The sequence below is a fragment of the Cohnella terricola genome (assembly GCF_007786475.1).
GTDB lineage: Bacteria > Bacillota > Bacilli > Paenibacillales > Paenibacillaceae > Cohnella > Cohnella terricola.
The window spans coordinates 33,135-57,811 of record NZ_VNJJ01000004.1; the positions used below are offsets into that span (position 1 = coordinate 33,135).

A 24,677-nucleotide genomic window follows, 5' to 3' on the forward strand; every position below is an offset into this window, starting at 1 on the left:
CTGTCTTCCTATACTGAAATACGGCTTCTTTTTATCATTTCTTCTAACGAATTTAATAGCGTTATTCGAAGATCCTTATTCATTAAGGCAAACTCAATCGAAGTTAATATATATCCGAGCTTATCTCCGACATCATAACGGGTGCCCTCGTATTGATAGGCATATACGTCTTCGACTTCTGCCAGCTTTTGAATCGCATCCGTCAACTGAATTTCGCCGTTCGCTCCGGTCTCGGCCCTTTCCAAAAAGTCGAATATGTTCGGTGTAAGAATATATCTTCCCATGATGGCCAAATTCGATGGAGCCTGTTCCTTCGCCGGCTTTTCGATTAACCGTTTTGCCTTATAAAGTCTGCCGTATTGTTCGACAGGGTCCAATATTCCATAACGGCTTACGTCATCCTCCAAAACGGGTTGTACCGCAACGATGGAATTTTGGATGAATTCGAATTTATTGATCATTTGCAACAAACAAGGAGTGTCCGCTTTAATAATATCGTCACCAAGCAACACGGCAAACGGTTCATGCCCGACGAACTTGCGGGCGCACCAGACTGCGTGCCCTAATCCTTTCGGCTCCTTCTGACGAATATAATGAATGTCCACGATTCTCGAGGAGCGCTTCACTTCTTCTAACAGTTCCAACTTCTTTCTTTCCAACAATGCTTGCTCTAGTTCGAATGCATTGTCGAAGTGATCCTCGATTGCCCGTTTACCTCTGCCGGTAACGATCAGAATGTCCTCAATGCCTGATTCGACTGCTTCTTCTACGATATATTGAATCGTGGGTTTATCTACAATAGGCAGCATTTCCTTGGGCATTGCTTTCGTTGCAGGGAGGAATCGCGTACCCAATCCCGCAGCAGGGATGATTGCTTTTCTTACTTTCTTCATTCGAATTTCCTCCCGTTTTCGATTAGATCTGATGGTTGACTCCATGCTGAACAGATTCAATCCCGACTTTTTTCTTTGAATACGCGGAGTTCTCTTTCCATTCCGAAGCTCTTGCTTTTGCTACCAATGCCAAAGTCGGCTTTCCAAGATAGGCTGTAACATCCTCTTCGGATTTGATCGTATCATCGAGATATTCCCGCAAGAAGATGATTCCGAGCGAGATGATTAACGAGATGACGAAAGCGATGAAATTTTTAATCAGTAAACTTGGGGAAACCGAATCAGCGTGATCCGATGCATTCGCCTCGCTTAATATCGTCACGTTATCCACATTCATGATTGCGGTTATTTCTGCTTTAAATACTTCCGAAATTGCATTTACGATTTGTACCGCCTGATCTAGGGAATAGTCCCGAATCGTAATGCTCATGACTTGCGAATCCTTAGAAGCTCCCACCTTTACATCGTCAATAAGCTCCTTGGTCGTTCTATGGAATTCCGGATGGCTCACAACCACTTTCTCCATAATTGCAGGAGTTTTGATAATATCTTTATACGTATTAATAAGCATAATATTGGAGCTGATCTCGCTAGAGTCTAACCTAACTGGACCTACCGCTCGGGTCGAGCTGTTCACGATGAGTTTCGTACTCGCCTCGTAAAGCGGTTGAGCCGCGAAGAAGTCATACGCTGTTATCGACCCGCAACAGAGAACGACCATGACAATGATGACCCACCATTTTTGGGCGATAATACTCAAATACCCTTTGATGTCAAGTTCCATTATTACCTCCGGCCTCGATTGTTATGGGTTAATTTCGATTGCTTTTTTCACCTGCATAATAATAGGAATAAACGGCATCGCTCTTCTTCGGTTGAATCTTATTTAATAACACGCCCATGATGTTTGCATTTACGTACTGCAACCGTTCAATTACCTTTTGGGCCATTTTTCGTTTCACCTTTCCGGATCTCAACACGATTAATACTCCATCGCATTTGGTAGCCAACACTTGCGCATCCGTTACCGCGAGCACCGGAGGCGAATCCACGATGACGATATCAAACTGTTCCTTCAACTCCGTCAAGAGCTGGCTCATGCGGTTCGAAGAAAGCATTTCTGCCGGATTAGGAGGATTCGATCCAGCGGGAAGCAACGTCAAATGTTCGATATACGTATCGAGCAAACATTGCCGCAACGGTGCCTGACCCGCCAGCGTGTTCGATAGTCCCACACGATTCGATTTCATTAAGTAGTAATGCTGCGTGGGGCTCCTCATATCGGCATCAACGATGACTACGCTTCTGCCTTCTTGAGCGAAGGTTACTGCCAAATTGACACATGTCGTCGACTTCCCCGCGCCCGGATCAGGGGATGTGACAAGAATGCTGCGCACCGGGCTGTCTATTGATGAAAACTGTATATTCGTTCTTAGCATTCTATAGGATTCGGATATGGGCGACCTAGGATTATCATGAGCGATAATTCTATGGTTTTTGGCTCCAATCGACATTTTGGACATCACCTGCTTCGTTCATTATTCGTCTGGCATATCCGAAATGATTTTCAGATTCGTTGTAAACGTTTATATGAATCGCAGACAATAAGATTAAATCCGCGACGAGTCGTATTCACAAGACATTAAGCGTTATTTGTAATAAAGCGAAAGGCGCGTCTCTTCAAAATAAAACAATCGTCGATCGATACTAACGAAAATAGATACGATACGGGGCATTCAACCCCCCCTCACAACACACCACCGACGCTTTACGTCTAAGGCTGTTTACAGCCCACAGTGTGCTCGAGTACCTACGATGATAAAGGTGTAGTAGGTATTACCTCATATATACAAAATGTATCATAACCAATATATGATACAATCTGTATACAGTCAAGTTGGTTTTTTTCACTCTTTTCAAAGTGCGGCTGCCTCGCGTTGATCATCATAAAAAGACTGCGCCTCCCCCTCTTGTATCGAGTGGTAAACGCAGCCTTTTCATTTAATGCTGACTAATATTATTTCCTATTCGAACCTATTCATCACGCCGCCACGTCACGCTTCCGGAACACCGTCCAGGAAACGACGTTAAAGATCACGAAATAGACGGCCAGAACGGCCAGGGAGAAGCCCAGCGTCGTTGGATAGTTCGGGATCGGCCCGTTCCCGCCGTTAATATAGGACGTCAGGTCGAGGTGCATGAACAGCACGTATTTAACCCAGGCTTTGTTCGCGAGCGCGAACAACCCCGTGATCAGATTACCGGCGAAGAGGAAAAAGATCGACAGACCGATCGCCAATCCGCCGCTGCGGAAAGCCGAAGACATCGTGAATCCGAACGTAACGATAATAATCAGCGTCACGAACTCCATCAAATAAAATTTCCAGATGTACGCCACGTCCGTCATGCCTGCCGCAAGATTCGCGTCTGTTGAGAAGCCAAAGACAACCAGGTTGGCGAGCAGCGTCATGATAAAAGCAACGACCGTAAAGAACAAGGCGAACAGCATCGTCGACAAATATTTGGACAATAGAATGGTTGAACGGCTCCAAGGCCGGATCAGAAGCAGTTTGATCGTTCCCCATGTGAATTCGCCCGCTACGCTGTCCGCCGCGACGACCACCGTAAAGATGGTGATGAGGAAAAATAAAATCCTCGACTCGATCAGCACCATGCTCCAACCCGACATATTCTCCCCGCCTGCCAAATAGAACGCAAGCGACAGGAACGGCGGGAGGAGTACGATAAAGCCGAGCATGATCCATGTGCGGAGCCGCAAATAAATTTTCATATTCTCGTTCTGAATGAGCTTCATAAAGTTACCCAATCGTTTCACTTCCCGTCATCTCGAGGAATTGGTCTTCCAACGATTTCGTCTTCACACGAATTCCGTATACGTTAATTCCGGCTTCCACCAATTTGCGGTTAAGGTCGGCAATACCTTTGCGGTCGGCCGACAACGTCAAGAAGCCGTCCGCGATCCGCCCCTCTCCCTGACCGGCAAGGATGCCGAGCGCCGCGTCCGGATGGTCAACTTCGAATAACACTTCATCTAGAGCCGTTCCTTGATTTTCGGCTTCCCCTCGAATCGAACGAATGTCGATAATCTGGCCCTTCTGGAGAATCGCGACCCGATCGCACATCAGTTCCATCTCCGACAAGAGATGCGAGGACACGAGCACTGCCGTTCCTTCGTCCTGCGCCAGACGGCGCAAGTAATCCCTGAGCTCGCGTATTCCCGCCGGATCCAATCCGTTCGTCGGCTCGTCGAGCACAAGCAGCTTCGGACGGTGCATAATCGCCTGGGCGACGCCCAAACGTTGTCTCATTCCCAAGGAGTACTTCTTCACCTTATCGTGAATGCGGCCTTGAAGGCCGACCAACTCAATGACTTCTTGAATTCTTCCCTTCGTGATGGAAGGATTCATGCGGGCATAATGAAGCAAATTCTGATATCCCGTCAGAAACTTGTACATTTCCGGATTTTCCACGATCGCTCCCACTTGAACGATCGCTTTAGGGAAATCTTTGCGGATGCTGTGTTCCCCAATATAGATGTCCCCGTCGGTTAATCCCATTAATCCGACAATCATTCTGATCGTCGTCGTTTTGCCGGACCCGTTCGGCCCGAGAAAACCGAATACTTCGCCCGGGCGCACCTCAAAGGATACGCGGTCGATTATCGTTCGTTTGCCGATAACTTTCGTTACGTTCTGCAAACGAGCGACGGCAGTCTGTGACATGAACATTCCTCCGACATTGTTTATCATCATTCAAGACGGCAAAGCCGTCTTGTCCGGTACCAGTCGATTATAACAATACTTTTCCGAATTCAAGCGGATTTATGTAAAATTAATCTACACGGTGGGATCCGCCTGCTTGCAGCGGGCACAACAGCCGAGCGGATACTGAGCTCGATAAAACCCGGTACGGAACAATACGCCGGCTTGTTCGATTGCCTTTAATTGTTCGCATTTGACGCAGTAATACAAAAGGGGATGTTCCATGACTGGCCTCCTCGGTTTATTGGATTGGCTACGGTCTAAGTCGCATTAAGGCACTTCAGCATTTCCTCTTGGATTCTGCGACGTTCTTCCGGCGTAATCGCATAGTAATAAATGCCGTTGATCATCTTCCCGTTCCCTTGCAGATTCAAAGTCTCGATACCGCTGATTGCCGGTCGATACTTGCTAGCGAGATCGTACATATTTCCCGAGCTTAGATTCGTCCGTACATATTCGGATAAATGCGACAATATCTTAGGAAGTTTAACAATCGAGTTCGCATCGGTCAGCTGATCGATCAACTCGGATAAAATTTCCCTTTGTCTTTGGGTCCGTCCGAAATCGCCGTGAGGATCCTCCTTGCGCATACGGCTGTAAGCCAGAGCTTCCACTCCGTTCAAGTGCTGCTTGCCTATAGGAAAAGATTGCCCATCGAATTCGAACGCTTTTAGACTGTCCACGTCCACGCCGCCCATCGTATCCACGATTTGGACTAACCCTTCCATGTTCGTCTTTATATAGTAAGCAATCGGCACCCCAAACAGATGCTCGACCGCTTCGACTGACAACGGTATGCCCCCGAACGCATAGGCGTGATTGATCTTATCGTACTTCCCCGAGTTCGGCATCAGCACCCTTGTGTCGCGCGGTATCGATAGGGCGACGGCTTTGCCGGTTCTCGGCTGCAAGGTCAGAAGAATCATCGTATCGCTGCGCCCGCGATCTCCCGGACGCTCGTCCACTCCGAGCAGAAGCATGCTAAATGGATCTTCGTTTCCGGTCTTCGGATTTCTCAGCCTCTCGACATCCTTCTCGCTTATGATCGCCGGTTCGGTCGGATCTTTATCCGAGACCGTCAAGGGGATCACAGCTGCGGTTTCATTCTCGCCCGGCCGTTCCGTAGGTTCAGGCGAATTGTCCAAACCGCCTTCCGCATCGTTCTCGAAACGGGGCTGCTCCCATTTCACGGACGGAAGCGGTTCGTACATCGCATCCATCGTCTTATGCACCGAATACCACAAATACCCTCCGGCGATCATGAGGAGCGCAAGAAACGAAACAAATGAATAGACGATCAATCTGACGATGCGCTTCCGCTTCAACTTCGATTTCCCCTTCCTAGCCTACGATGTCACGTCAAGATGCTTGAATTGACCGTCATCGTTGCGATCCGCTATTTTCTTATAGAGCGTATGAATATGCGGGCTTTCAAGAAGCATCAGCCTCACGTAATCATTGAATCTGAACTGAAACGCTTGCCGCTCCAGAGCGGTCATGATCCAGCGGCCCCCGTATACGATCGAACCTTCTTCCTCTCTTCGATGAAGAAGGATCAGCCTCGGTTTTGCCGTGTAATGGCCGAGTTCAAGCTGGACCAGCCATTCGACGTCCTCTCGCAGCGGCAATTGCAATTTCGAAATAAAGCTGCAGCCCCCCAAGCTGATATCCCGAACGATGACTTTCTGAGCGCGGCTTCTAAGGCCTCTGTCCCGAACGCGCCAAAGGGATAGCTCCGCCAAGAATGGCGTCTGGAATCGAAAGCGGACATGCGTGCGCCGATTGACGCCGTTCTCCTCATTCATCGTTCATCAAACTCCATTTTAGATACAAATCGTATCTATATAGTCGAGTTTAATTTACGATACATATTGTATCAAGTCAAGAGAAAACTATTTATCTGTTATTCATCTAGCAAGTTGCTTGCATTTCAAATGGGCTCGTACTAAAATAAAATAGCGATGATTGCGACATTTTGTCGCAGTTGATGCAAATGCTCAGGTTACCGATTATGATGAAAATAACGTCCATCCTGGGAGGGATTTGATGAATATCGGCAGTCGTCTCGCTTTTCTAAGAGACCAACGCGGTTTGACTCAAGAAGAACTTGCTGCTTCCCTAGGCATCTCACGCGCAGCTTTATCCCACTACGAGAAAAATCGCAGAGAGCCCGATACCGAGACATTAGGAAAGGTTGCCGACCTTTTCCAGGTATCCATAGATTATTTGGTAGGGAGAACCGAACAGTCCAACACGGTTCTGGATCCAGAGGTGCGTCAATTCGCCGATCGGTTGGAGCTCTCCGACGATCAGGTGCTTGAGCATTTCACCTTGACAGTTGACGGGCGTAAGCTGACGCCCGAAGAAGCTCGCCGATTCATTGCTTTCGTTCGCGCAGAGCGGGATATGAAAATATGAAAAACAAAACCTCGGTAAGAGGAATGCGTCACGCATCCTTCGATACCGAGGTTTTGCCGTTGCTTATGTAAAATACGAGTTCGATCAACGAACCGGATCTTTGTACTCTTCCGGCCACTTGTCCCGATGAATGCCCAATTGCTCCAGAATCTTGCGGATGTCAACTTCCAAAGGCTGCTGATTTTCATGGTTTCCGATCGGCATTTCCTTCTCCATCTCCGCCCCCAAACCCTCTCCAGCTCCGGTTTTGAAACACTAACGCTAGTATAGGACATAGGTATTGCGGAGGGTGTCGAGCGATGGAGCGCTTCCCGCTTTTTTTATTCGGAACTTTTGTCGAAACCCCCATTTTACTAGCGAAATGATCTGATAATGGATTTTATGTAATCACTTCCCACATACTAAAACGTCTATGAAAGCACGCTTTTAACTAGCCGCGCTTCCATAGACGTTTCCATTTGTGTTAGTTGCCTCCGACCCGGGATAGATCCCGCATGTTGGCCTCGAACGCGGCAAGCATCGCTTGCTCCCCGCTGAGCCCTTCGGCTTTGACCTTGGCGATCTGCTCCATCATCCGTTTATAATCCTTCGGAATCACCTTCACGATCCGGCGTACGATTCCGTCCCAATCCTCGAGAACTTGACGGCCCATCTCGCTGGACGTGTACCGGACGTGCTTGCCGATCATCTCGCGCACTTCCGCGATCTCGTCTTCATCCTCCAGACTCTCTAGCCCGACCATCTCGAAATTGCAACGCTCGACGAACTTGCCGTCCCAATCGACGACGTAGGCGATTCCGCCCGACATGCCGGCGGCGAAGTTGCGGCCGGTCTTGCCGAGCACAACGACGCGCCCTCCGGTCATGTATTCGCAGCCGTGATCTCCGACGCCTTCGACAACGACGTGCGCGCCGCTGTTGCGCACCGCGAACCGTTCGCCCGCAACACCACGAATATAGGCTTCTCCGCTCGTCGCGCCGTACAACGCCGTGTTGCCGATAATGACGTTGTCTTCGGCTTTGAACGTTGCTTTAGGCGATGGGTATACCGCAAGCTTTCCTCCCGATAACCCTTTGCCCACGTAGTCATTCGAGTCACCTTCGATCGTCAGCGTCATGCCTTGCGGGATGAACGCCCCGAAGCTTTGCCCCGCCGTGCCGACAAAGTGGAACTTGATCGTATCTTCCGGCAGCCCGTCTTTTCCGTAACGATTCGTTACTTCCGCGCCTACGATCGTCCCGACGACGCGGTTCGTGTTCTTGATCGGGAATGTGCCGGTCACGCTCCGTCCGTGCTCAAGGGCAGGCGAAGCCGCGGAGAGCAGCGTCCGCATATCCAACGATTCCTCGAGCTGATGGTTTTGCCCCTTCGCGTTATGGCGATAGGAGCCTTCCGGCAATTCCGGCATATGAAGCAACGGCGAAAGATCGACGCCCTGCGTTTTGTAGTGCTTAATCGCGCCTTTCGTATCCAGCAGATCCACGCGGCCCACCATCTCTTCGACGGTACGGAAGCCGAGCTCCGCCATGATTTCCCGCAATTCCTGAGCCACGAACTTCATGAAGTTGACGGCATGCTCGGGATCGCCCATGAACTTCTTGCGAAGCTCCGGATTTTGCGTTGCGACGCCGACCGGGCACGTATCGAGCTGGCAGACGCGCATCATGATGCAGCCGAGCACGACGAGAGGAGCGGTCGAGAAGCCGAATTCTTCCGCGCCGAGCAGCGCGGCGATCGCGATGTCGCGCCCTGTCATCATTTTGCCGTCGGTCTCAACGACGACACGATCGCGCAGGTTGTTCAGGATAAGCGTCTGATGCGTCTCGGCAAGACCGAGCTCCCACGGCAAGCCCGCATGCCGGATCGAGCCGATCGGGGAAGCCCCGGTGCCTCCGTCGTATCCGCTAACGAGGATCACGTCGGCGCGTCCTTTGGCGACGCCTGCGGCGATCGTGCCTACGCCCACCTCGGAGACGAGCTTCACGTTAATCCGCGCGCGCGGGTTGGCGTTCTTCAAGTCGTGAATCAGCTCGGCCAGATCCTCGATCGAATAAATATCGTGATGCGGAGGCGGCGAGATAAGGCCTACGCCCGGTGTCGTTCCGCGAACTTCCGCGACCCAAGGATACACCTTGCGGCCCATGAGCTGTCCGCCTTCGCCCGGCTTCGCGCCTTGCGCCATTTTGATCTGAATCTCTTCCGCGTTGGACAGATAATAGCTCGTCACCCCGAAGCGACCGGATGCGACTTGCTTGATCGCACTGCGCCTGGAATCTCCGTTCGCGTCTGGAATGTAACGCGCCGGATCTTCACCGCCCTCGCCGGAGTTCGACTTGCCTCCGATCCGGTTCATCGCGATCGCAAGCGATTCATGCGCTTCCTTGCTGATCGATCCGAACGACATCGCGCCCGACTTGAAGCGCTTGAAGATCGATTCGACCGGCTCGACCTCCTCGATCGGAACAGGAGGCTGATCGTATTTGAATTGCAGCAGCGAACGCAGCATGCGAACCTGCTCATACTCCCCTTGGACCAGCGCCGAGTATTTTTTGTACGTCTCGTAATTTCCCGTACGGGTTGCCATCTGCAGCGTATGGATCGTCTGCGGATTAAAGAGATGGTCTTCCCCGCCTTTGCGCCATTGGTAATCCCCGCCGGAGTCCAGCTCGCTCTCTGCTCCTCCTTGTTCGGAATAAGCGCGGGTATGGGCGGCCAGCGTTTCTCGTGTGATCACGTCCAGCCCGATCCCTTCGATGCGCGACGCCGTTCCGCTGAAAAACCGTTCGACCACTTCCGCATTCAGTCCGACCGCTTCGAAGATTTGCGCGCCGCGATAAGATTGGATCGTGGAGATGCCCATCTTGGACAGTACTTTAACGACGCCTTTGGTTGCGGCTTTAATGAAATTCTTGACCGCTTTCTCATGCGATAGATTGCTCAGCATCCCTTGGCGGATCAAGTCGTCAAGCGTCTCGAACGCCAGATAAGGGTTAACCGCGCTGACGCCATAGCCGACGAGCAGAGCGAAATGATGCACTTCACGCGGCTCCGCCGATTCGAGCAGAATGCTCACCTTCGTTCGCGTGCCTTGGCGGATAAGATGGTGATGCAATGCTCCTACCGCAAGCAGCGAAGGAATCGCCGCGTTCTCGGCGTCGATGCCTTTGTCAGACAGGATCAGGATATTGTGCCCTCTGGATATTAGGCGGTCGGCTGCCTCGCACAGCAGCTTCAGCGCGTCGCGCAAGCCTTGCTCTCCGTCTTGGGCGATGAAGAAGATCGGCAGCGTGCTCGATTTGAAACCCGGGCGATGCACGTGCCTCAGCTTGGCAAATTCCTCATTCGATAGAATCGGCGTGTATAACCGGATATGGCGGCAGCTCTCCGGTTCCGGGTTGAGCAGATTCCGCTCGGGACCAACAGTCGTATACGTCGAAGTCACAATCTCCTCGCGGATCGCGTCGATCGGCGGGTTCGTCACTTGCGCGAACAATTGCTTGAAATAGTTGAACAAGCGCTGCGGCTTCTCCGACAGCACGGCCAGAGGAGCATCATAACCCATCGAAGCGAGCGGTTCGACGCCGGTTAGCGCCATCGGTTCGATGATCTTGCGGACGTCCTCGAACGAGTAACCAAACGCTTGCTGGCGCAGTTGCACCGTACTGTGATCGGGCTCGGGCAATTCCGGCGCGTCCGGCAGATCGATCAGGTCGACCAGGTGATCGTTCAGCCACTGGCGATAAGGATGCTCCGTTACGATGGCGCGTTTCACTTCTTCGTCCGAGATGATGCGCCCTTCTTTCGTATCGACGAGCAGAATACGGCCGGGACGCAGACGATCCTTCAGCACGATATCTTCTTGCGGAATATCAATGACGCCGGCTTCGGACGCCAGCACGATCAGATCGTCCTTCGTTACGCAGTAACGCGCGGGCCGCAAGCCATTGCGGTCGAGAATCGCGCCGATCTGCACGCCGTCCGTGAATCCGACGGCAGCCGGTCCGTCCCAAGGTTCCATCAGGCAGGCATGATACTCGTAGAAAGCTCTTTTTTCCTCGTCCATATGCTCGTCGTTCTGCCACGGCTCGGGAACCATCATCATCGCGGCATGCGCCATCGAACGGCCGGCCAAATACATGAATTCGAACGTATTATCGAACATAGCCGTATCGGAGCCGTCCGGAGCGATGACCGGCTTGATTTTCTCAAGATCGTCCCCGAACGCTTCAGAGGCGAACAGCGTCTGGCGGGCATGCATCCAGTTAATGTTGCCGCGCAGCGTGTTAATCTCGCCGTTGTGAATCAAGTAGTTGAACGGATGCGCCCGTTCCCAGCTCGGGAACGTATTCGTGCTGAACCGGGAGTGAACGAGCGCCATGGCCGTTTCCAGCTCGGGGTCGTGCAGCTCGGGATAGAACAGCCCTACTTGCTCGGTCGTCAGCATCCCTTTATATACGATCTTCTTGCTCGACAAGCTCGGGAAGTAGAACATGTCCGCGCCTTCGATATCCGCATAGCGGATCGCTTTTTCCGCCCGTTTGCGGATCACGTATAACTTGCGCTCGAACGCCATGTCGTCAGCCAGCGCTTCCGAGCGTTCGATGAACGCTTGGCGAACGAACGGCTTGACCTTCCTCGAGGATTCGCCCAGCGACTCGTCGTTCGTCGGGACGGTTCGCCAACCGAGCAGGGATAACCCTTCTTCGGCGATGATCGCCGCGAAAATCTCCTCATGCTTACGGCGAACCGCTTCCTCTTGCGGCAAGAACGTCATTGCGACCGCATAGCGCCCTTCTTCCGGCAGCGAGAAGCCAAGCTTCGTCGTCTCGGCAGACAAGTACCGGTGCGGAATCTGAAGCAGAATCCCCGCCCCGTCTCCGCTGCTGGGCTCGCTCCCCTGGCCGCCGCGATGCTCCATATTGAACAGCAGCGTCAGTGCCTGCTCGACGATCTCATGGGATTTCTTACCCTTGATATGGGCAACGAACCCCATTCCGCATGCGTCTTTCTCGAACTGCGGGTCGTACATCCCCTGTTTGACGGGAAGACCTCTACGCATCTCTACCATGTATATCAACCTTTCTCTGCGCAGTCTAGGAAATGATGCGAAATGGCTTCAAATCCTGTTCCAATTACCCTAGAATATAGATATCGAAAGGATGGATCTAACTATGAAAAATATTGTGAGAAAATCGTTTGGAATGATGCTCGCTCTTGCCGTCGTCCTGTCGTCTACGCCTCCATCGCTATCGGCCGCTGATGCAAGCTCCGCGTCCGATCGTCTGTATCGGATTGTCGCCCTGGGCGACTCCGTAAGCGCCGGCTTTGAACCTACGAAAGAAATCATGGATGGAACGGCCTCTCCATATGGATATGTGGACCGGGTCTACGAACAGTCCTTGTTTCGCCAGCGTTCGGAGCTTGCCAATTATGCGATCATGGGACTGACCGTTCCTGGGCTTACGAACCTGCTTCAAGGCGCCGCAGACCGGAAGCCGCTCTCCGTGGCGGACTTGCAGGATTTCTCCTCTTACGATCCGAGAGTCGCCCTTCAAGCCGACGGGATCGCCAAGAAAACGCCCGGGCTCGCCGACGATCTGGCCAAAGCCGATCTAGTCGTCTTAACGATCGGAGGGAATGATTTCGGCCCGTTCATAAAAACGGCTGTGAGTCAGCCTACAGCCTCCGCACGAAAAATTATACAGGACAGCTTCGACAAAACAATGAAGGATTACACAGAAGATTTGGATAAAATGATGACTCGTTTGCATGAATTGGCCCCGGGTGCACAGATCGTCCTGGCCGATCAATATTTGCCGTTATTCAAGAGCCACGAGTTGTACGAGGATTTGCAGAAAGCCGTTAAACAGCTTGCGGACGCTTTGGACAAATTCGCCGAACAAGCTAACGGGAAGGGCATTCCGCTGAAAATCGCCCACGTATCCGAGAAGTTCGCGGGGAAGGAAAGCTCGTATACATACTTTAATGCTTTTGACGGGTTCGACACCCACCCCAAGCAAGACGGTTACGAGGCGATGGCCCAAGTCTTCGCCGAAGTGATCTGGCAGAAGTACCTGAAGCCGGCTCCAAGAGCGGCCGACGTTCCGCTGTCCGTCGTCATTAACGGCAAGGAGCCGCCGAGCAAGCCGGTTATCGTCGACAATACGACTTTCCTCGCCTTGCGGGATGTTGCGGACGCGGTAGGAGCCGACCTGAAGTGGAATCAAAAAACGAAAACTGCGATATTTAAGAAGAACGATCGGGAAGTCGTCATTACGATCGGAGCCAAATCCGTCATCGTAAACGGTAAAACCCAGCCGCTTAACACGCCGGCATACTTCCAGCAAGTCGGCCAAATCCAAAAAACTTATGTCCCGTTAGCCGTCATCAGCGAAGGCTTGGATTATCAAGTCGTGTTCCGCAAGAAGCTGCTGACCGTCTTTATCAATTCCTAATCTTGTTTTTATAGCATACCCATTCCAAGCAAAAGGGGCAGCCCAAAGTGATAAATGACTTTGGGGCTGCCCCTTCTTTTCTTGACGCTGCGTATTCGAATACGCTTATAGGATCGATGTGAGTTGTTCGAAAATTTCGAGTTATTCCTCCGGGTTGGTGCGACGGGGCTCGAGCAGTTCGATTATTTCGAGTTATTCCCAAAGTTTGGCCCGGCGCGGCACGCGTAGTTGGATATTATCGAGCTATTCCCAGAGTTCGGCTTAGTGCGATGTGAGTTGTTCGATAATTTCGAGTTATTCCTCCGGGTTGGTGCGACGGGGCTCGAGCAGTTCGATTATTTCGAGTTATTCCCAAAGTTTGGCCCGGCGCGGCACGCGTAGTTCGATATTATCGAGCTATTCCCAGAGTTCGGCTTAGTGCGATGTGAGTTGTTCGATTATTTAACACAAAAATGGTGGCGCAGGGATAGTATCCCTAACGCCACCTTTTTCATTTTTACTTCACCGTCACGCGGACCGAGACCGTCTTGCCGCCGAACACGCCTTTGATTGTCGCGCTTCCTTTGCCCTTTACCGAGATCTTGCCGTCCGCTACCGTAGCCACGGAAGCTTTGGAAGTGGACCATACGGCTTGGGACGTCACGTTCTCGGTTTTGCCGTTCTCGTACAACGCCGTAACCTGAACGCTTAATTGATTACCCACTACGGACTTGAAGGATGTCTCCGATGCCGTCAGCTTGGTCAGCTTTGCCGTTACGACATAAGGAACTTCCAGTGTTTTTCCTTGGATCGTCGCCGTCAGTTTGCCGCTGCCTTCCGTTAATCCTTTGACGGAAGCGCCTTTCACCGCGACGTGTCCTTCGCTCGAAGGCTTCCAATCGAGTCGGGAGCTGATCGTGACGTTCTTGCCGCTCTTCGTCGTGCCGATGACCTTGATCGATTGCGACTTGTTCAGCGTGAGGCTGACTTTCGTCGGCGTAATCGAGAAGGAAGTGAATTCCTCTTCGACAACAACTTTAATCTTCACCGTTTTGTTCAAGTATGTCCCCGTCAGCGTCGCGTTGGCAGCCAGTAGCCCTTTCGCCGAGGACTGCATCACGAGAAGATTCGGGGTTGAGGATTTCCAAACGATCTTGTCCGAGATCGGCATCTCTTTGCCGTCTTCGTAAATCAATTGTACGGTCGGCAGAGCCACTTCCTTGCCGATTACGACGCTGATCGATTCTTCGGAAGGGATCAACGCCAGAATTTTTTTATGAACGTTGATCTTAAAGGATGCTTCGATATGCGGTTTTCCCACTGCGGTTTCAACGATTGCGGTCAACGTTGCCGTTCCATCGCTTACCGCTTTCCACTTACCGTCTTCGATCGTCACGACGGCTTCGTTATTCGAAGTCCAATTCGCTAGTTTGCTGACGTCTTTGGACTCTCCGTCAAATGTTTTACCCATAACGTTCGGAAGCGCGCCCGTGTCTTCTATGAATACGTCCTTCTCGTCCTTCCCTACGTCGATGGACTCGATCGTCGGGAATACCGTTACGTTAATGGACTTCGACAACCCCAAATAAGAAACGTTGATCGTCGCAGTGCCTACTCCGTTAGGCCGCACCAATACCGGACCACCGGTTTTGTCGATGAACGCCACGGCTTGGTCGCTGTCGGATATTTTCCATTCGGCCAGACTTGTGACATTTTCCGTTCCAAGCTTGCCGTTATTGGCCTCGGCTTTCAATTGTACGCTAGAGCCGTACAGCGTCATGTAAATCGCGTCTTGAGGCGTCACTTTAAGCGCTTCGTACGTCGTTTTCACGATGATCGTCAGGCTACCCGATTGGCCGTTATGTTTTGCTGTAATGACCGCCGTTCCTTTGCCTATGGCCTTCAGCTTGCCCTTCTCATCTACTTTGACGACGGTTTCGTTGCTGCTCGTCCAGGTCGCCTTCTCCGTAATCGTATCCGGCGCGCCGCCCGATTGCAGCGTAGCAATCGCGATTAGCTGTTGATCCGATCCGCCGATAGCCATCTCGACGGGGCCGTCGATCGGCTTACCCGCAACGATTTGGAACTTAATATCTTTATAAGGAGAAGTCACCTTCAACTCGATCGTAGCGGACTTCCCTTTACTCTTCGCGGTAATTTTGACTTCGCCGGCGGAGAGGAACTTTACTTTGCCCTTCTCGACAGTGGCGACGTTCGAATCGGACGTCGTCCATTGCGCCGTAGTCGTCATTTCCTCCTCCGTGCCGCCGCTGCTGCGAGTACCGAAAACAGAAAGATTCAAGTCTTGTCCCAGTTCGACTTCTTTCTTCTCGGGTGCATTCGCCAAATTGATCTTCAGCTTAAGCTCGTCGAAATAATGCTCGGCGGTCACGAGAAACGATGCCGACCTATCCTTGTATCTGGCCGTGATCGTCGCCGACGACACAACGCCGGTCGCGGTCACGACGCCTTTGGACACTTTGACCGAATTGGAAGTCGAAGACCACGTCGCGTCATCCGTGATGAGCTTATCGCCGGTAATAGACATGGTTGCATATGCGTTCAAAATAATCGAGTTATCGTCGACATACAATTTTCCGGGCTCTTTGGCGCTAGTAGAAATATAAACGTTGTTGACGACGTCATCCGCCGCATTGGCCACTCCGCCGAACAAGCTGCCGATCAGGGCGATCGCCATAAAAGCCGAGAGAATACGATTATAAATGGTTCCGGGACGTAACGACGGTTGCCGATGTTTCGCTGCTGATCTCCACATTTTCATTTTTAAGCGGATCCTCCATAAGCAGAAGTCTTTTTTTTGAACACTCTACTTGTATAACGGCATTGCAAACTGATTCCTGAAGATGGAAATGAGAATTCCCTGGTGATTAGGACTAAAGAACGACATTACATGCCGTAATCCTTTCGCAGCGTCTCCAGATTGTCCAGGCACCGTTCCGCCCATCTCTTCATTCGATCCATTCGTGCCGCTTCAAGCTCAAGAGCCGTCTTAAGAGACTCCCGGTACTCCGGCACGGCTCCCGTATAACGCTGGACGGACTGAATCGGCGCCCATACCTTCTCGTGATACGCAAGCGCTCTTCTTTCGTGGAACATCGCGGCGTCCGGATCGTAGGAACTGTGGAGATCGCCCTGGGTAGGATGCTGCAGCACGGCAAGAACCTCCACCAGTACGCGGCGTTCGTCCTGTTCGATCGCTTTTCCTATGTAACTTCCCGTTTTATTGACGATTTTCACGATTTCATTTTTTGTTTCCGCTTCATTCATCGTTATCAGCTCCCTTTAAAACCTGTTTCTTATTATTGTACCACTTGTTACGAGTCCCGCTTCAGCGTAATATGGAAGTAGGAAAAGTGGAGGATTATTTCTTATGCGCAAAAAACGTGTTCTGCTGCTTTCCGAAGGTTTCGGTACCGGTCATACGCAAGCCGCCTATGCGCTCGCCGTCGGATTGCGCCAGCTGTCTCCGCGGATCCAAACGCGGGTCATCGAGCTTGGCACATTCCTGAATCCGGTCATTGGCCCGTTAATCTTGTCCGCTTACCGCAAAACTGTAAGCAAACAGCCTAAGCTGGTCGGCAAGATGTATCGCAGCGGCTATCATAAATCGTTGAACCGAATGACGCAGTTTGCGCTGCACCGGTTGTTCTATAATCAAGTATCGGACGTCGTCCGGCAACTGAAGCCGGATTCCATCGTCTGTACGCATCCAATTCCCAACGCCGTCGTGAGTCGGCTGAAAAGGCTGGGACTGGATGTCCCTTTGTATACGCTCATTACCGACTACGACGCCCATGCGACGTGGACTAATCCCGAGGTCAATACTTATTTGGTCAGCACGCCGGCCGTACGGGACAAATTGATCGCGCGAGGAGTGCCATTCGCTTCGATCGAAGTGACGGGCATCCCCGTCCATCCGAATTTCTGGTACCCTCACGATCGAGCGGAAATCCTGAATCAATTTCAGCTTAAAGATATGCCGACTGTCCTCATTATGGGCGGAGGATGGGGACTTCTGTACGGAGAAGAGCTTGTCGAATACATGGCGACCTACGCCGAGAAGGTGCAAATCATTCTCTGCATGGGCAACAACGAGAAAGCCAGGGAGAAGCTGCTCGAAGATCCCCGGTTCCGGCACCCGAACGTCCACGTCATCGGATTCACGAGAGAAATCAGCAAACTGATGGACGTCTCCGACCTGCTCGTCACCAAACCCGGAGGCATGACCTGCACCGAAGGCATGGCGAAAGGTATTCCGATGCTGTTCTACGAGCCGATTCCGGGCCAGGAAGAGGAAAATGCGGAATACTTCGTCACCCACGGGTTTGGAGAGCTCATGACAAGCAACGAGACGATCGACCGGTGGTTTCGGCTAATCCAAGAACCGTATGCGGCTTATCAGCATCGTGACACACTGCTTGCATTGCGCAATGCGGAGTATCACCCGGCAAAATGCTCCGAAGCCGTGCTTGCATTAATGGAATAGCCCATATACGGAGAAGACTCCGACAACGCAAAGAAGCGCCTTCGACCACTCATACGTGGAGACGACGCTTCTTTGTTTTCGCTTCATTAGTTACAATGCGCTGCCTCCGTAGAGGAAACGATATTCCCAATGCTTACCTTCAATGCTGTCAGTCCGGACGCCGCCAGACGCTTTCGAATACGTGTGAAGGACTTTACCGTCTCCTAAGTAAATCGCCGCGTGGCTAATCTTCGTGCTAAACGGTATTTTGCCCGAGTAGAGCGATGCGCTTGTCCCTTTGTAATCCATGAAAAACATGAGATCTCCGCGCTTGAGCTTATGCCAATCCGTCACGGCCGCGTTTTTGCTCCGCACGTAATTTCCCTGCCCGCGGGAATCCGCCGGCAGCGTCACCCCGATCGCGTCCTTGAACATTTGACGGATCAGATCCGAACAGTCGAAAGTGCTCGTATCGTCACGTTTGGATCCGTATTCGTACGGTGTGCCCAAATACTTCATCCCGGCGGCGATAATCGCTTCTACTTGTTTAGATGCGGCTCCGGATTCCGGTTTCGCTTCAGGCACTGCGGGTTTCTCCTCCGTAGCCGGCGGAGTCGCGACCTGTCCGGTAACCGTTATATATTTGGTGTCCGTGCTTACGTAACCTGCAGTGCCGTTCGCATCGGTTACCGCATACCAATATGAGTTAGGCTTTCCGGTAATCGTCACCTTCTCGTCTTTCTGCATATACCGAATGCGAGCGGCGTCTGTCGACGGCCCGGTTCGGAAGGAGACGCTAGCCGCAATGGTTGCGTTCGTTTTCAATGCTGGCGAATTGTTGGAGCCAGACGAGGATTCATTAATCTGTATATATTGGCTATCCGATGAAATATATCCGACTTTTCCTTTGCTATCCCGAACTTGCAGCCAGTTGCGATTGGAAGAGTCGAGAACAACCACTTCCTCGCCTTTGCCGATCATGCGGATAATTGTTGACGATGTGTTTGGAGCCATTCGGAAGTTAACCCCGTATTGAATCGATCCCGACACTTGGGCCGCGTTTGCTTGCGAGTGCGGATACGCTCCCCATACGGTTGCCGCAGCCAAAAGACACATCAACGTTCGTTTCACTTGCGCAGTCCTCCTCTGGATTCGGCGTTAAGAGCGTCCTGCCCTCACCTGCTCCATTATAGAGGCGCGCTGTAAGCCTTCCATCGGACCAGGAACCCACCGCCCTCAGTCCGTAATAGGATTAAAGAACCGATATATATAGGTCTTTATAATCAGAACCCACTCCACACGCAGATCAAAATGAACCCATTTTCCCAAACTTACCAATCGCAATCGGACCGGACCGCGTAAAAACACCACCATATCCTTCCTTTACTTGCCGCTACCACTCAGTGGCTGCCTGTAACGGTCCCGCAGACCGTAAGAACACCCCATTCCGCTCATCCGCTGCCTGTAACGGTCCCGCAGACCGTTAGAGCACCGCATTCCGCTCATCCGCCACCTGTAACGGTCCCGCAGACCGTTAGAGCACCGCATTCCGCTCATCCGCCGCCTGTAACGGTCCCGCAGAACGTTAGAGCACCACATTCCGCTCATCCAATGCCTGTAACGGTCCCGCAGACCGTTAGAGCACCGCATTCCGCTCATCCGCCACCTGTAACGGTCCCGCAGACCGTAAGAACACCTCATTCCGCTCATACAACGCCTGTAACGGTCCCGCAGAACGTTAGAACACCTCATCCCGTTCATTCGCCGCCTGTAACGGTCCCGCAGACCGTAAGAACACCCTATCCTGCTCATTCGCCACCTGTAACGGTCCCGCAGAACGTAAGAACACCTCATCCCGCTCATTCGCCACCTGTAACAGTCCCGCAGAACGTAAGAACACCCTATCCTGCTCATCCGCTGCCTGTAACGGTCCCGCAGAACGTTAGAGCACCTCATTCCGCTCATCCAACGCCTGTAACGGTCCCGCAGACCGTTAGAGCACCGCATTCCGCTCATCCGCCACCTGTAACGGTCCCGCAGAACGTTAGAACACCTCATCCCGCTCATTCGCCGCCTGTAACGGTCCCGCAGAACGTTAGAACGCCTCATTCCGCTCATTCGCCGCCTGTAACGGTCCCGCAGACCGTTAGAGCACCGCATTCTGCTCATTCGCCGCCTGTAACGGTCTTGCAGACCGTTAGAGCACCGCATTCCGCTCATCCGCCGCCTGTAACGGTCCCGCAGAACGATAGAGCACCACATTCTGCTCATCCAATGCCTGTAACGGTCCCGCAGACCGTAAGAACACCCCATTCCGCTCATCTGCCGCCTGTAACGGTCCCGCAGACCGTTAGAGCGACGCATGCTCGCCTTACGTCCCGCCATTGCCGCTTTTTGCGACAATGGGAAGGGGCAGCTCGATTTGAGACGCACCATTGCTGCTTTTTGCGACAATGGGAGAAGGCGGCTCGGTTTGAGACGCACTATTGCTGCTATTTGCGACAATGGGAGAGAGCGGCTCGATTTGAGACGCACCATTGCCGCTTTTTGCGACAATAGGAAGGGGCGGCTCGGTTTGAGACGCACTATTGCTGCTATTTGCGACAATGGGAGAGAGCGGCTCGATTTGAGACGCGCCATTGCCGCTTTTTGCGACAATGGCGCAAAAACGAAAGGCTGCCCCAAGGGACAGCCTCATAGCTTATTATTTACGATCCTCTTCCGGAATCAGCTTCGCGCGAAGCTCCTGCACTTCCGGGTGCTCGAGGTACTCGTCGAAAGTCATCAACCGGTCGATGACGCCATTCGGCGTAATCTCGATGATCCGGTTGGCGATCGTCTGCATGAACTGATGGTCATGCGAAGTAAAGATGATCGGGCCATCGAAGTCGATCAAACCGTTGTTCAGCGCCGTAATGGATTCGAGGTCCAAGTGGTTCGTCGGCTCGTCGAGCAGCAGCACGTTGCCGTTCGTCAGCATCATGCGGGACAGCATGCAACGCACCTTTTCGCCCCCGGATAATACCGATGCTTTTTTCAATGCTTCGTCGCCCGAGAACAGCATACGGCCCAAGAAACCGCGGATGAACGATTCGTCCGGATCCTTCGTATACTGCCGCAGCCAGTCGACCAAGTTCAGATCTACGCCTTCGAAGTAATCCGAGTTTTCCTTAGGGAAATACGCTTTCGTCGCCGTAACGCCCCAAGTGACAGCACCTTCGTCCGGCTCCTTCTCTCCTACGAGAATCTGGAACAGCAACGTCTTCGCATGTCCGTAAGGACCGACAAGCGCGATCTTGTCGCCTTTGTTGACGACGATATTGACGCCGTTCAACACCTTTTCTCCATCAATGGACGCCGATACGTTCTCGACCGTGACGACCTGCTTGCCGACTTCGCGCTCCGGCTTGAAGTTGATGAACGGATATTTGCGGTTCGACGGACGAATGTCATCCAGTGAAATTTTGTCGAGTAGCTTGCGGCGGCTCGTCGCTTGCTTCGCCTTGGACTTGTTCGCCGAGAAGCGCTGGATGAACTCCTGCAGCTCCTTGATCTTGTCTTCCTTCTTCTTGTTCTGATCGCGTACGAGCTTCAGAGCCAACTGACTCGACTCGTACCAGAAATCGTAGTTACCGACGTACATTTGGATTTTGCCGAAATCGATATCCGCGATATGCGTACAAACCTGGTTCAGGAAGTGACGGTCATGGGATACGACGATAACGGTGCCCTCGTAACGGGACAGGAACTCTTCCAGCCAGTTGATCGACTCCAGGTCCAAGTGGTTGGTAGGTTCGTCGAGCAGCAGAATGTTCGGATTGCCAAACAACGCTTGCGCGAGCAACACGCGTACTTTCTCGTTACCACTAAGCTCCGCCATTTTCTTATCGTGCAAGTCGGTCGTGATGCCCAGTCCATTCAGCATGCCGGCGGCTTCGCTCTCCGCTTCCCAACCGTTCATCTCCGCGAATTCGGCTTCGAGTTCTCCGGCGCGCATACCGTCTTCGTCGGAGAAATCTTCTTTCATATAAATCGCGTCTTTCTCTTTCATGACCTTATACAAGCGCTCGTGGCCCATAATGACCGTTTCCAACACATTGAATTCATCGTACTCGAAATGGTTCTGCTTCAGGACGGCAAGACGTTCGCCGGGAGTGATGTGAACCTCTCCGGTAGAAGACTCTACTTCGCCGGATAGAATTTTCAGGAACGTGGATTTACCCGCTCCGTTCGCACCGATCAAACCATAACAGTTGCCGGGCGTAAATTTGATATTAACGTCTTCGAATAGGGGGCGTTTGCCGAAACGCAGGCTTACGCCGGATACGGTAATCATGAGTCTGATCCATCCTTTGTTTCTATATTATTTACGTTCTCGAAGCGCATCGTCTCGCCATGCTGCAGCAGAAGAAGCTTCTCCTGCGGAATCCCCAGGCGAACCCGCTCCGCCTCGAGCCGTCTCAACGCTTCCGCCGGGGTATCGTCGGAAAGCTTGAACGCTCCGTAATGCATTGGTACGAAATACTTCGCCTTGACGTCCAGATAAGCCTGCAAGGCTTCTTCAGGACTCACGTGCTGAGATGACATGAACCATTCGGGATCGTACGCCCCGATCGGAAGAAGCGCGACGTCGATGTCGAACCTGCGCCCAATCTCGCTGAAGCCTCGGAAATATCCGCTGTCCCCAGCAAAATAAATCGTCGGTCCGCGATCGATCTCCAGCACCCATCCGCCCCAATGGGACTTGTTCATATCCCAGGGATTGCGCCGGGTCCAGTGCTGGGCGGGAACGAATGTGAACTTTACGCCATGCAATTCCGTATGCTCCCACCAGTGAAGCTCCTGGGTTTGACGGAAACCGCGCAGGAACAGTTTCCTGCTGAGCCCGGCCGGTACGACCATCTTCTTCGGACCTCTTAATCTACGCAGCGAAGCTAGATGCAAATGATCGTAATGCGCATGCGAGACCAGAACGACGTCGACCGACGGCATGTCCGATAATTCGATGCCGGGTGGGACCAATCTTTTCTGGAAGGCCATACGCCTTGCCCATACGGGATCCGTCACGATATTCAAACCCGCCATCTGAATGAGGAAAGTGGAATGGCCGATCCAAGTCACGGACGGTTCGCTGCGGTTGTGCTGCAGAAACTTCAAGTCCGGCAACACGCTCGGAACGCACTCCTCATATCCCTTGTTGCGCAGCTTACGAAACCGATTCTCACGCCAACGGTCGAATTGAACCTTGGATGCTTTGCCAGCACCCACGGAATCCAAGTTGCCGAAGCGTCTTCTAGGCATGAAATCCCTCCGATGATGTGCTCATGTATACTATATCAGGAAACATCGAAATGTACCAAGGTTGGGCGTAAAAAAAGCCCTCAGGGTTCGAATAACCGCATGAGCCCTTTGATTCTGAGCGAGACACAGCAGGATCTTTGGCATTTTGAACGCGATTGCGGTATTGTGGTGATAGGAAAAAGAAAGCGAGGGCTGTTCCATGAAATTGTTATCCATAGAGCCGACCCCGAGTCCGAATACGATGAAGCTTAACGTGGACGAACGGCTCGATCCCGGCGTTCAGTTGAATTATGACAAAGATTCGAAGTCGGCGCCTTCTCTGATCGCGAAGCTGCTTGAAGTTCCTGGGGTTAAAGGCATTTTCCATACAGCGGATTTTCTTGCGCTTGACCGTAGAGGCAATGCCGATTGGGCCGCGATCCTCGACGGGATCAAGGAAGTGTTCGGGATCGCCGCCGAAGGCTCGCTATCCGCCTCCATGTCTGATGCGGCGGGCTTCGGCGAAGCCCATGTCCGCGTGCAAATGTATCGCGGAATTCCGATTCAGATTCGGGTGCGCAGCGGCGGACAGGAGTTCAGAGCGGCAATGCCCGAAAGGTTCTCACAAGCCGTCACCGAGGCGGCGGGCGCGACGATGATCCGCGAGCGCATGCTCGAGGATCTGGGCGTACGCTATGGCGATCCGCAAGAAGTATTAGACGAGATTAGCCGGGAGCTTGACGCGGCTTATTCCGATGCGAGGATACGCGATTTGATCGAGCAAGCCAAAGCGGCCGGTCCCGAAGCGGCTCCTCCGGCACCGCCAGCGCCGTTAGACGGCGCGACAGTAATGAAGGCGCTGGAGTCGCAGGATTGGCGGGAGCGCTACGCGGCGCTCGAGCGGCTGAAGCCGACGCCGGAGGATTTGCCTGTCGTCGCCCGTGCGATTAAGGACAGCCAGATGTCGGTTCGGCGACTGGCGGTTGTGTATCTGGGTGACCTGAGGACGGCGGAATCTTTCCCTTATTTGTTCGAGGCGCTTAAGGATTCGTCGGGCTCCGTTCGCCGTACGGCGGGGGACACGCTGTCGGACATCGGAGATCCAATCGCGATCGCGCCGATGATCGAAGCGTTGGAGGATTCCAACAAGCTCGTGCGTTGGCGCGCTGCCCGGTTCCTGTATGAAGCCGGGGATGAGACGGCTTTGGAGGCGCTGCGCCGAACGACTACGAGCGAGACGGAATTCGAGGTTCGGCTTCAAGCCGAGATGGCGGTCGCCCGAATCGAGCGCGGTGAAGAAGCCGCCGGCTCCGTCTGGCAGCAGATGACGCGCATGCGGGAGCAGGAGCAAAGTAAAGATTAATACGGAAAGAGGGACGGCGAT

General features: G+C 52.6%; 19 protein-coding genes. 4 read left to right on the plus strand and 15 right to left on the minus strand.

The window, feature by feature from the left end:
• Nucleotides 1–8 precede the first annotated feature (8 nt).
• The 7 genes from galU to FPZ45_RS08235 form a co-directional block, all read right to left on the minus strand.
• Nucleotides 9–893: a UTP--glucose-1-phosphate uridylyltransferase GalU gene (gene galU / locus FPZ45_RS08205; RefSeq protein WP_144700154.1), complete on the minus strand. Its 885-nt coding sequence runs from the start codon at nucleotides 891–893 to the stop codon at nucleotides 9–11.
• Nucleotides 894–915: 22 nt separating this feature from the next.
• Nucleotides 916–1,677: a YveK family protein gene (locus FPZ45_RS08210; RefSeq protein WP_144700156.1), complete on the minus strand. Its 762-nt coding sequence runs from the start codon at nucleotides 1,675–1,677 to the stop codon at nucleotides 916–918.
• 28 nt (nucleotides 1,678–1,705) lie between these two features.
• Entirely contained in the window at nucleotides 1,706–2,332 is a 627-nt protein-coding gene (locus FPZ45_RS08215; protein WP_246120374.1) for a CpsD/CapB family tyrosine-protein kinase, read from the minus strand.
• Between the two features lie 602 nt (nucleotides 2,333–2,934).
• Nucleotides 2,935–3,720 (minus strand): ABC transporter permease, encoded by a 786-nt coding sequence (locus FPZ45_RS08220; protein WP_144700160.1) that lies wholly within the window; start codon nucleotides 3,718–3,720, stop codon nucleotides 2,935–2,937.
• The gene (locus FPZ45_RS08225) at nucleotides 3,713–4,636 is read right to left on the minus strand and encodes an ABC transporter ATP-binding protein (RefSeq protein ID WP_144700162.1); all 924 of its coding nucleotides are present in this window, start codon (nucleotides 4,634–4,636) and stop codon (nucleotides 3,713–3,715) included. The genes FPZ45_RS08220 and FPZ45_RS08225 overlap by 8 nt, the downstream gene beginning before the upstream one ends.
• A gap of 299 nt (nucleotides 4,637–4,935) precedes the next feature.
• On the minus strand, nucleotides 4,936–6,000 hold the full coding sequence (locus FPZ45_RS08230; RefSeq protein WP_144700164.1) for an LCP family glycopolymer transferase: 1,065 nt from the start codon (nucleotides 5,998–6,000) through the stop codon (nucleotides 4,936–4,938).
• A gap of 21 nt (nucleotides 6,001–6,021) precedes the next feature.
• Complete coding sequence (locus FPZ45_RS08235) at nucleotides 6,022–6,480, minus strand: PilZ domain-containing protein (protein ID WP_144700166.1); 459 nt, start codon at nucleotides 6,478–6,480, stop codon at nucleotides 6,022–6,024.
• Between the two features lie 241 nt (nucleotides 6,481–6,721).
• On the opposite strand from FPZ45_RS08235, the gene FPZ45_RS08240 reads away from it, so the two are divergent.
• Nucleotides 6,722–7,093 carry a helix-turn-helix domain-containing protein gene (locus FPZ45_RS08240; RefSeq protein ID WP_144700168.1) on the plus strand — a complete coding sequence of 124 codons (372 nt, stop codon included), beginning with the start codon at nucleotides 6,722–6,724 and terminating at the stop codon, nucleotides 7,091–7,093.
• Between the two features lie 84 nt (nucleotides 7,094–7,177).
• On the opposite strand, the gene FPZ45_RS25890 is transcribed toward FPZ45_RS08240, so the two are convergent.
• A complete protein-coding gene (locus FPZ45_RS25890) occupies nucleotides 7,178–7,309 on the minus strand; it encodes a hypothetical protein (protein ID WP_281284889.1) in 132 nt (43 codons plus the stop codon).
• A gap of 247 nt (nucleotides 7,310–7,556) precedes the next feature.
• Nucleotides 7,557–12,161, minus strand: a complete 4,605-nt coding sequence (gene gltB / locus FPZ45_RS08245; protein WP_144700170.1) for a glutamate synthase large subunit — start codon at nucleotides 12,159–12,161, stop codon at nucleotides 7,557–7,559.
• A gap of 103 nt (nucleotides 12,162–12,264) precedes the next feature.
• Here gltB and FPZ45_RS08250 point away from each other — a divergent pair, with 103 nt between their 5' ends.
• Nucleotides 12,265–13,548, plus strand: coding sequence for an SGNH/GDSL hydrolase family protein (locus FPZ45_RS08250; protein WP_186438286.1), 1,284 nt, complete (start codon nucleotides 12,265–12,267; stop codon nucleotides 13,546–13,548).
• 496 nt (nucleotides 13,549–14,044) lie between these two features.
• Here the strand turns inward: FPZ45_RS08250 and FPZ45_RS08255 are convergent, their stop codons facing one another.
• Together FPZ45_RS08255 and kapB are read right to left on the minus strand one after the other, a co-directional pair.
• Nucleotides 14,045–16,309, minus strand: a complete 2,265-nt coding sequence (locus tag FPZ45_RS08255; RefSeq protein WP_144700174.1) for an Ig-like domain-containing protein — start codon at nucleotides 16,307–16,309, stop codon at nucleotides 14,045–14,047.
• Between the two features lie 125 nt (nucleotides 16,310–16,434).
• Nucleotides 16,435–16,815, minus strand: a complete 381-nt coding sequence (kapB, locus tag FPZ45_RS08260; RefSeq protein WP_144700176.1) for a sporulation phosphorelay system protein KapB — start codon at nucleotides 16,813–16,815, stop codon at nucleotides 16,435–16,437.
• Between the two features lie 103 nt (nucleotides 16,816–16,918).
• Between kapB and FPZ45_RS08265 the strand changes: the two genes are divergently transcribed.
• Complete coding sequence (locus tag FPZ45_RS08265; protein ID WP_144700178.1) at nucleotides 16,919–18,034, plus strand: MGDG synthase family glycosyltransferase; 1,116 nt, start codon at nucleotides 16,919–16,921, stop codon at nucleotides 18,032–18,034.
• 90 nt (nucleotides 18,035–18,124) lie between these two features.
• Here the strand turns inward: FPZ45_RS08265 and FPZ45_RS08270 are convergent, their stop codons facing one another.
• The 4 genes from FPZ45_RS08270 to FPZ45_RS08285 all read right to left on the minus strand — a co-directional run bounded on the left by FPZ45_RS08270 (nucleotide 18,125) and on the right by FPZ45_RS08285 (nucleotide 23,314).
• Nucleotides 18,125–19,144 carry a C40 family peptidase gene (locus tag FPZ45_RS08270; RefSeq protein ID WP_246120375.1) on the minus strand — a complete coding sequence of 340 codons (1,020 nt, stop codon included), beginning with the start codon at nucleotides 19,142–19,144 and terminating at the stop codon, nucleotides 18,125–18,127.
• A gap of 252 nt (nucleotides 19,145–19,396) precedes the next feature.
• Nucleotides 19,397–20,377, minus strand: a complete 981-nt coding sequence (locus FPZ45_RS25260; protein ID WP_186438287.1) for a hypothetical protein — start codon at nucleotides 20,375–20,377, stop codon at nucleotides 19,397–19,399.
• A gap of 340 nt (nucleotides 20,378–20,717) precedes the next feature.
• Entirely contained in the window at nucleotides 20,718–22,349 is a 1,632-nt protein-coding gene (locus FPZ45_RS08280; RefSeq protein ID WP_144700180.1) for an ABC-F family ATP-binding cassette domain-containing protein, read from the minus strand.
• Complete coding sequence (locus FPZ45_RS08285) at nucleotides 22,346–23,314, minus strand: MBL fold metallo-hydrolase (protein WP_144700182.1); 969 nt, start codon at nucleotides 23,312–23,314, stop codon at nucleotides 22,346–22,348. The genes FPZ45_RS08280 and FPZ45_RS08285 overlap by 4 nt, the downstream gene beginning before the upstream one ends.
• Before the next feature lie 199 nt (nucleotides 23,315–23,513).
• Between FPZ45_RS08285 and FPZ45_RS08290 the strand changes: the two genes are divergently transcribed.
• Nucleotides 23,514–24,656, plus strand: a complete 1,143-nt coding sequence (locus FPZ45_RS08290; RefSeq protein WP_144700185.1) for a virulence factor — start codon at nucleotides 23,514–23,516, stop codon at nucleotides 24,654–24,656.
• The last annotated feature ends 21 nt before the right edge of the window (nucleotides 24,657–24,677 follow it).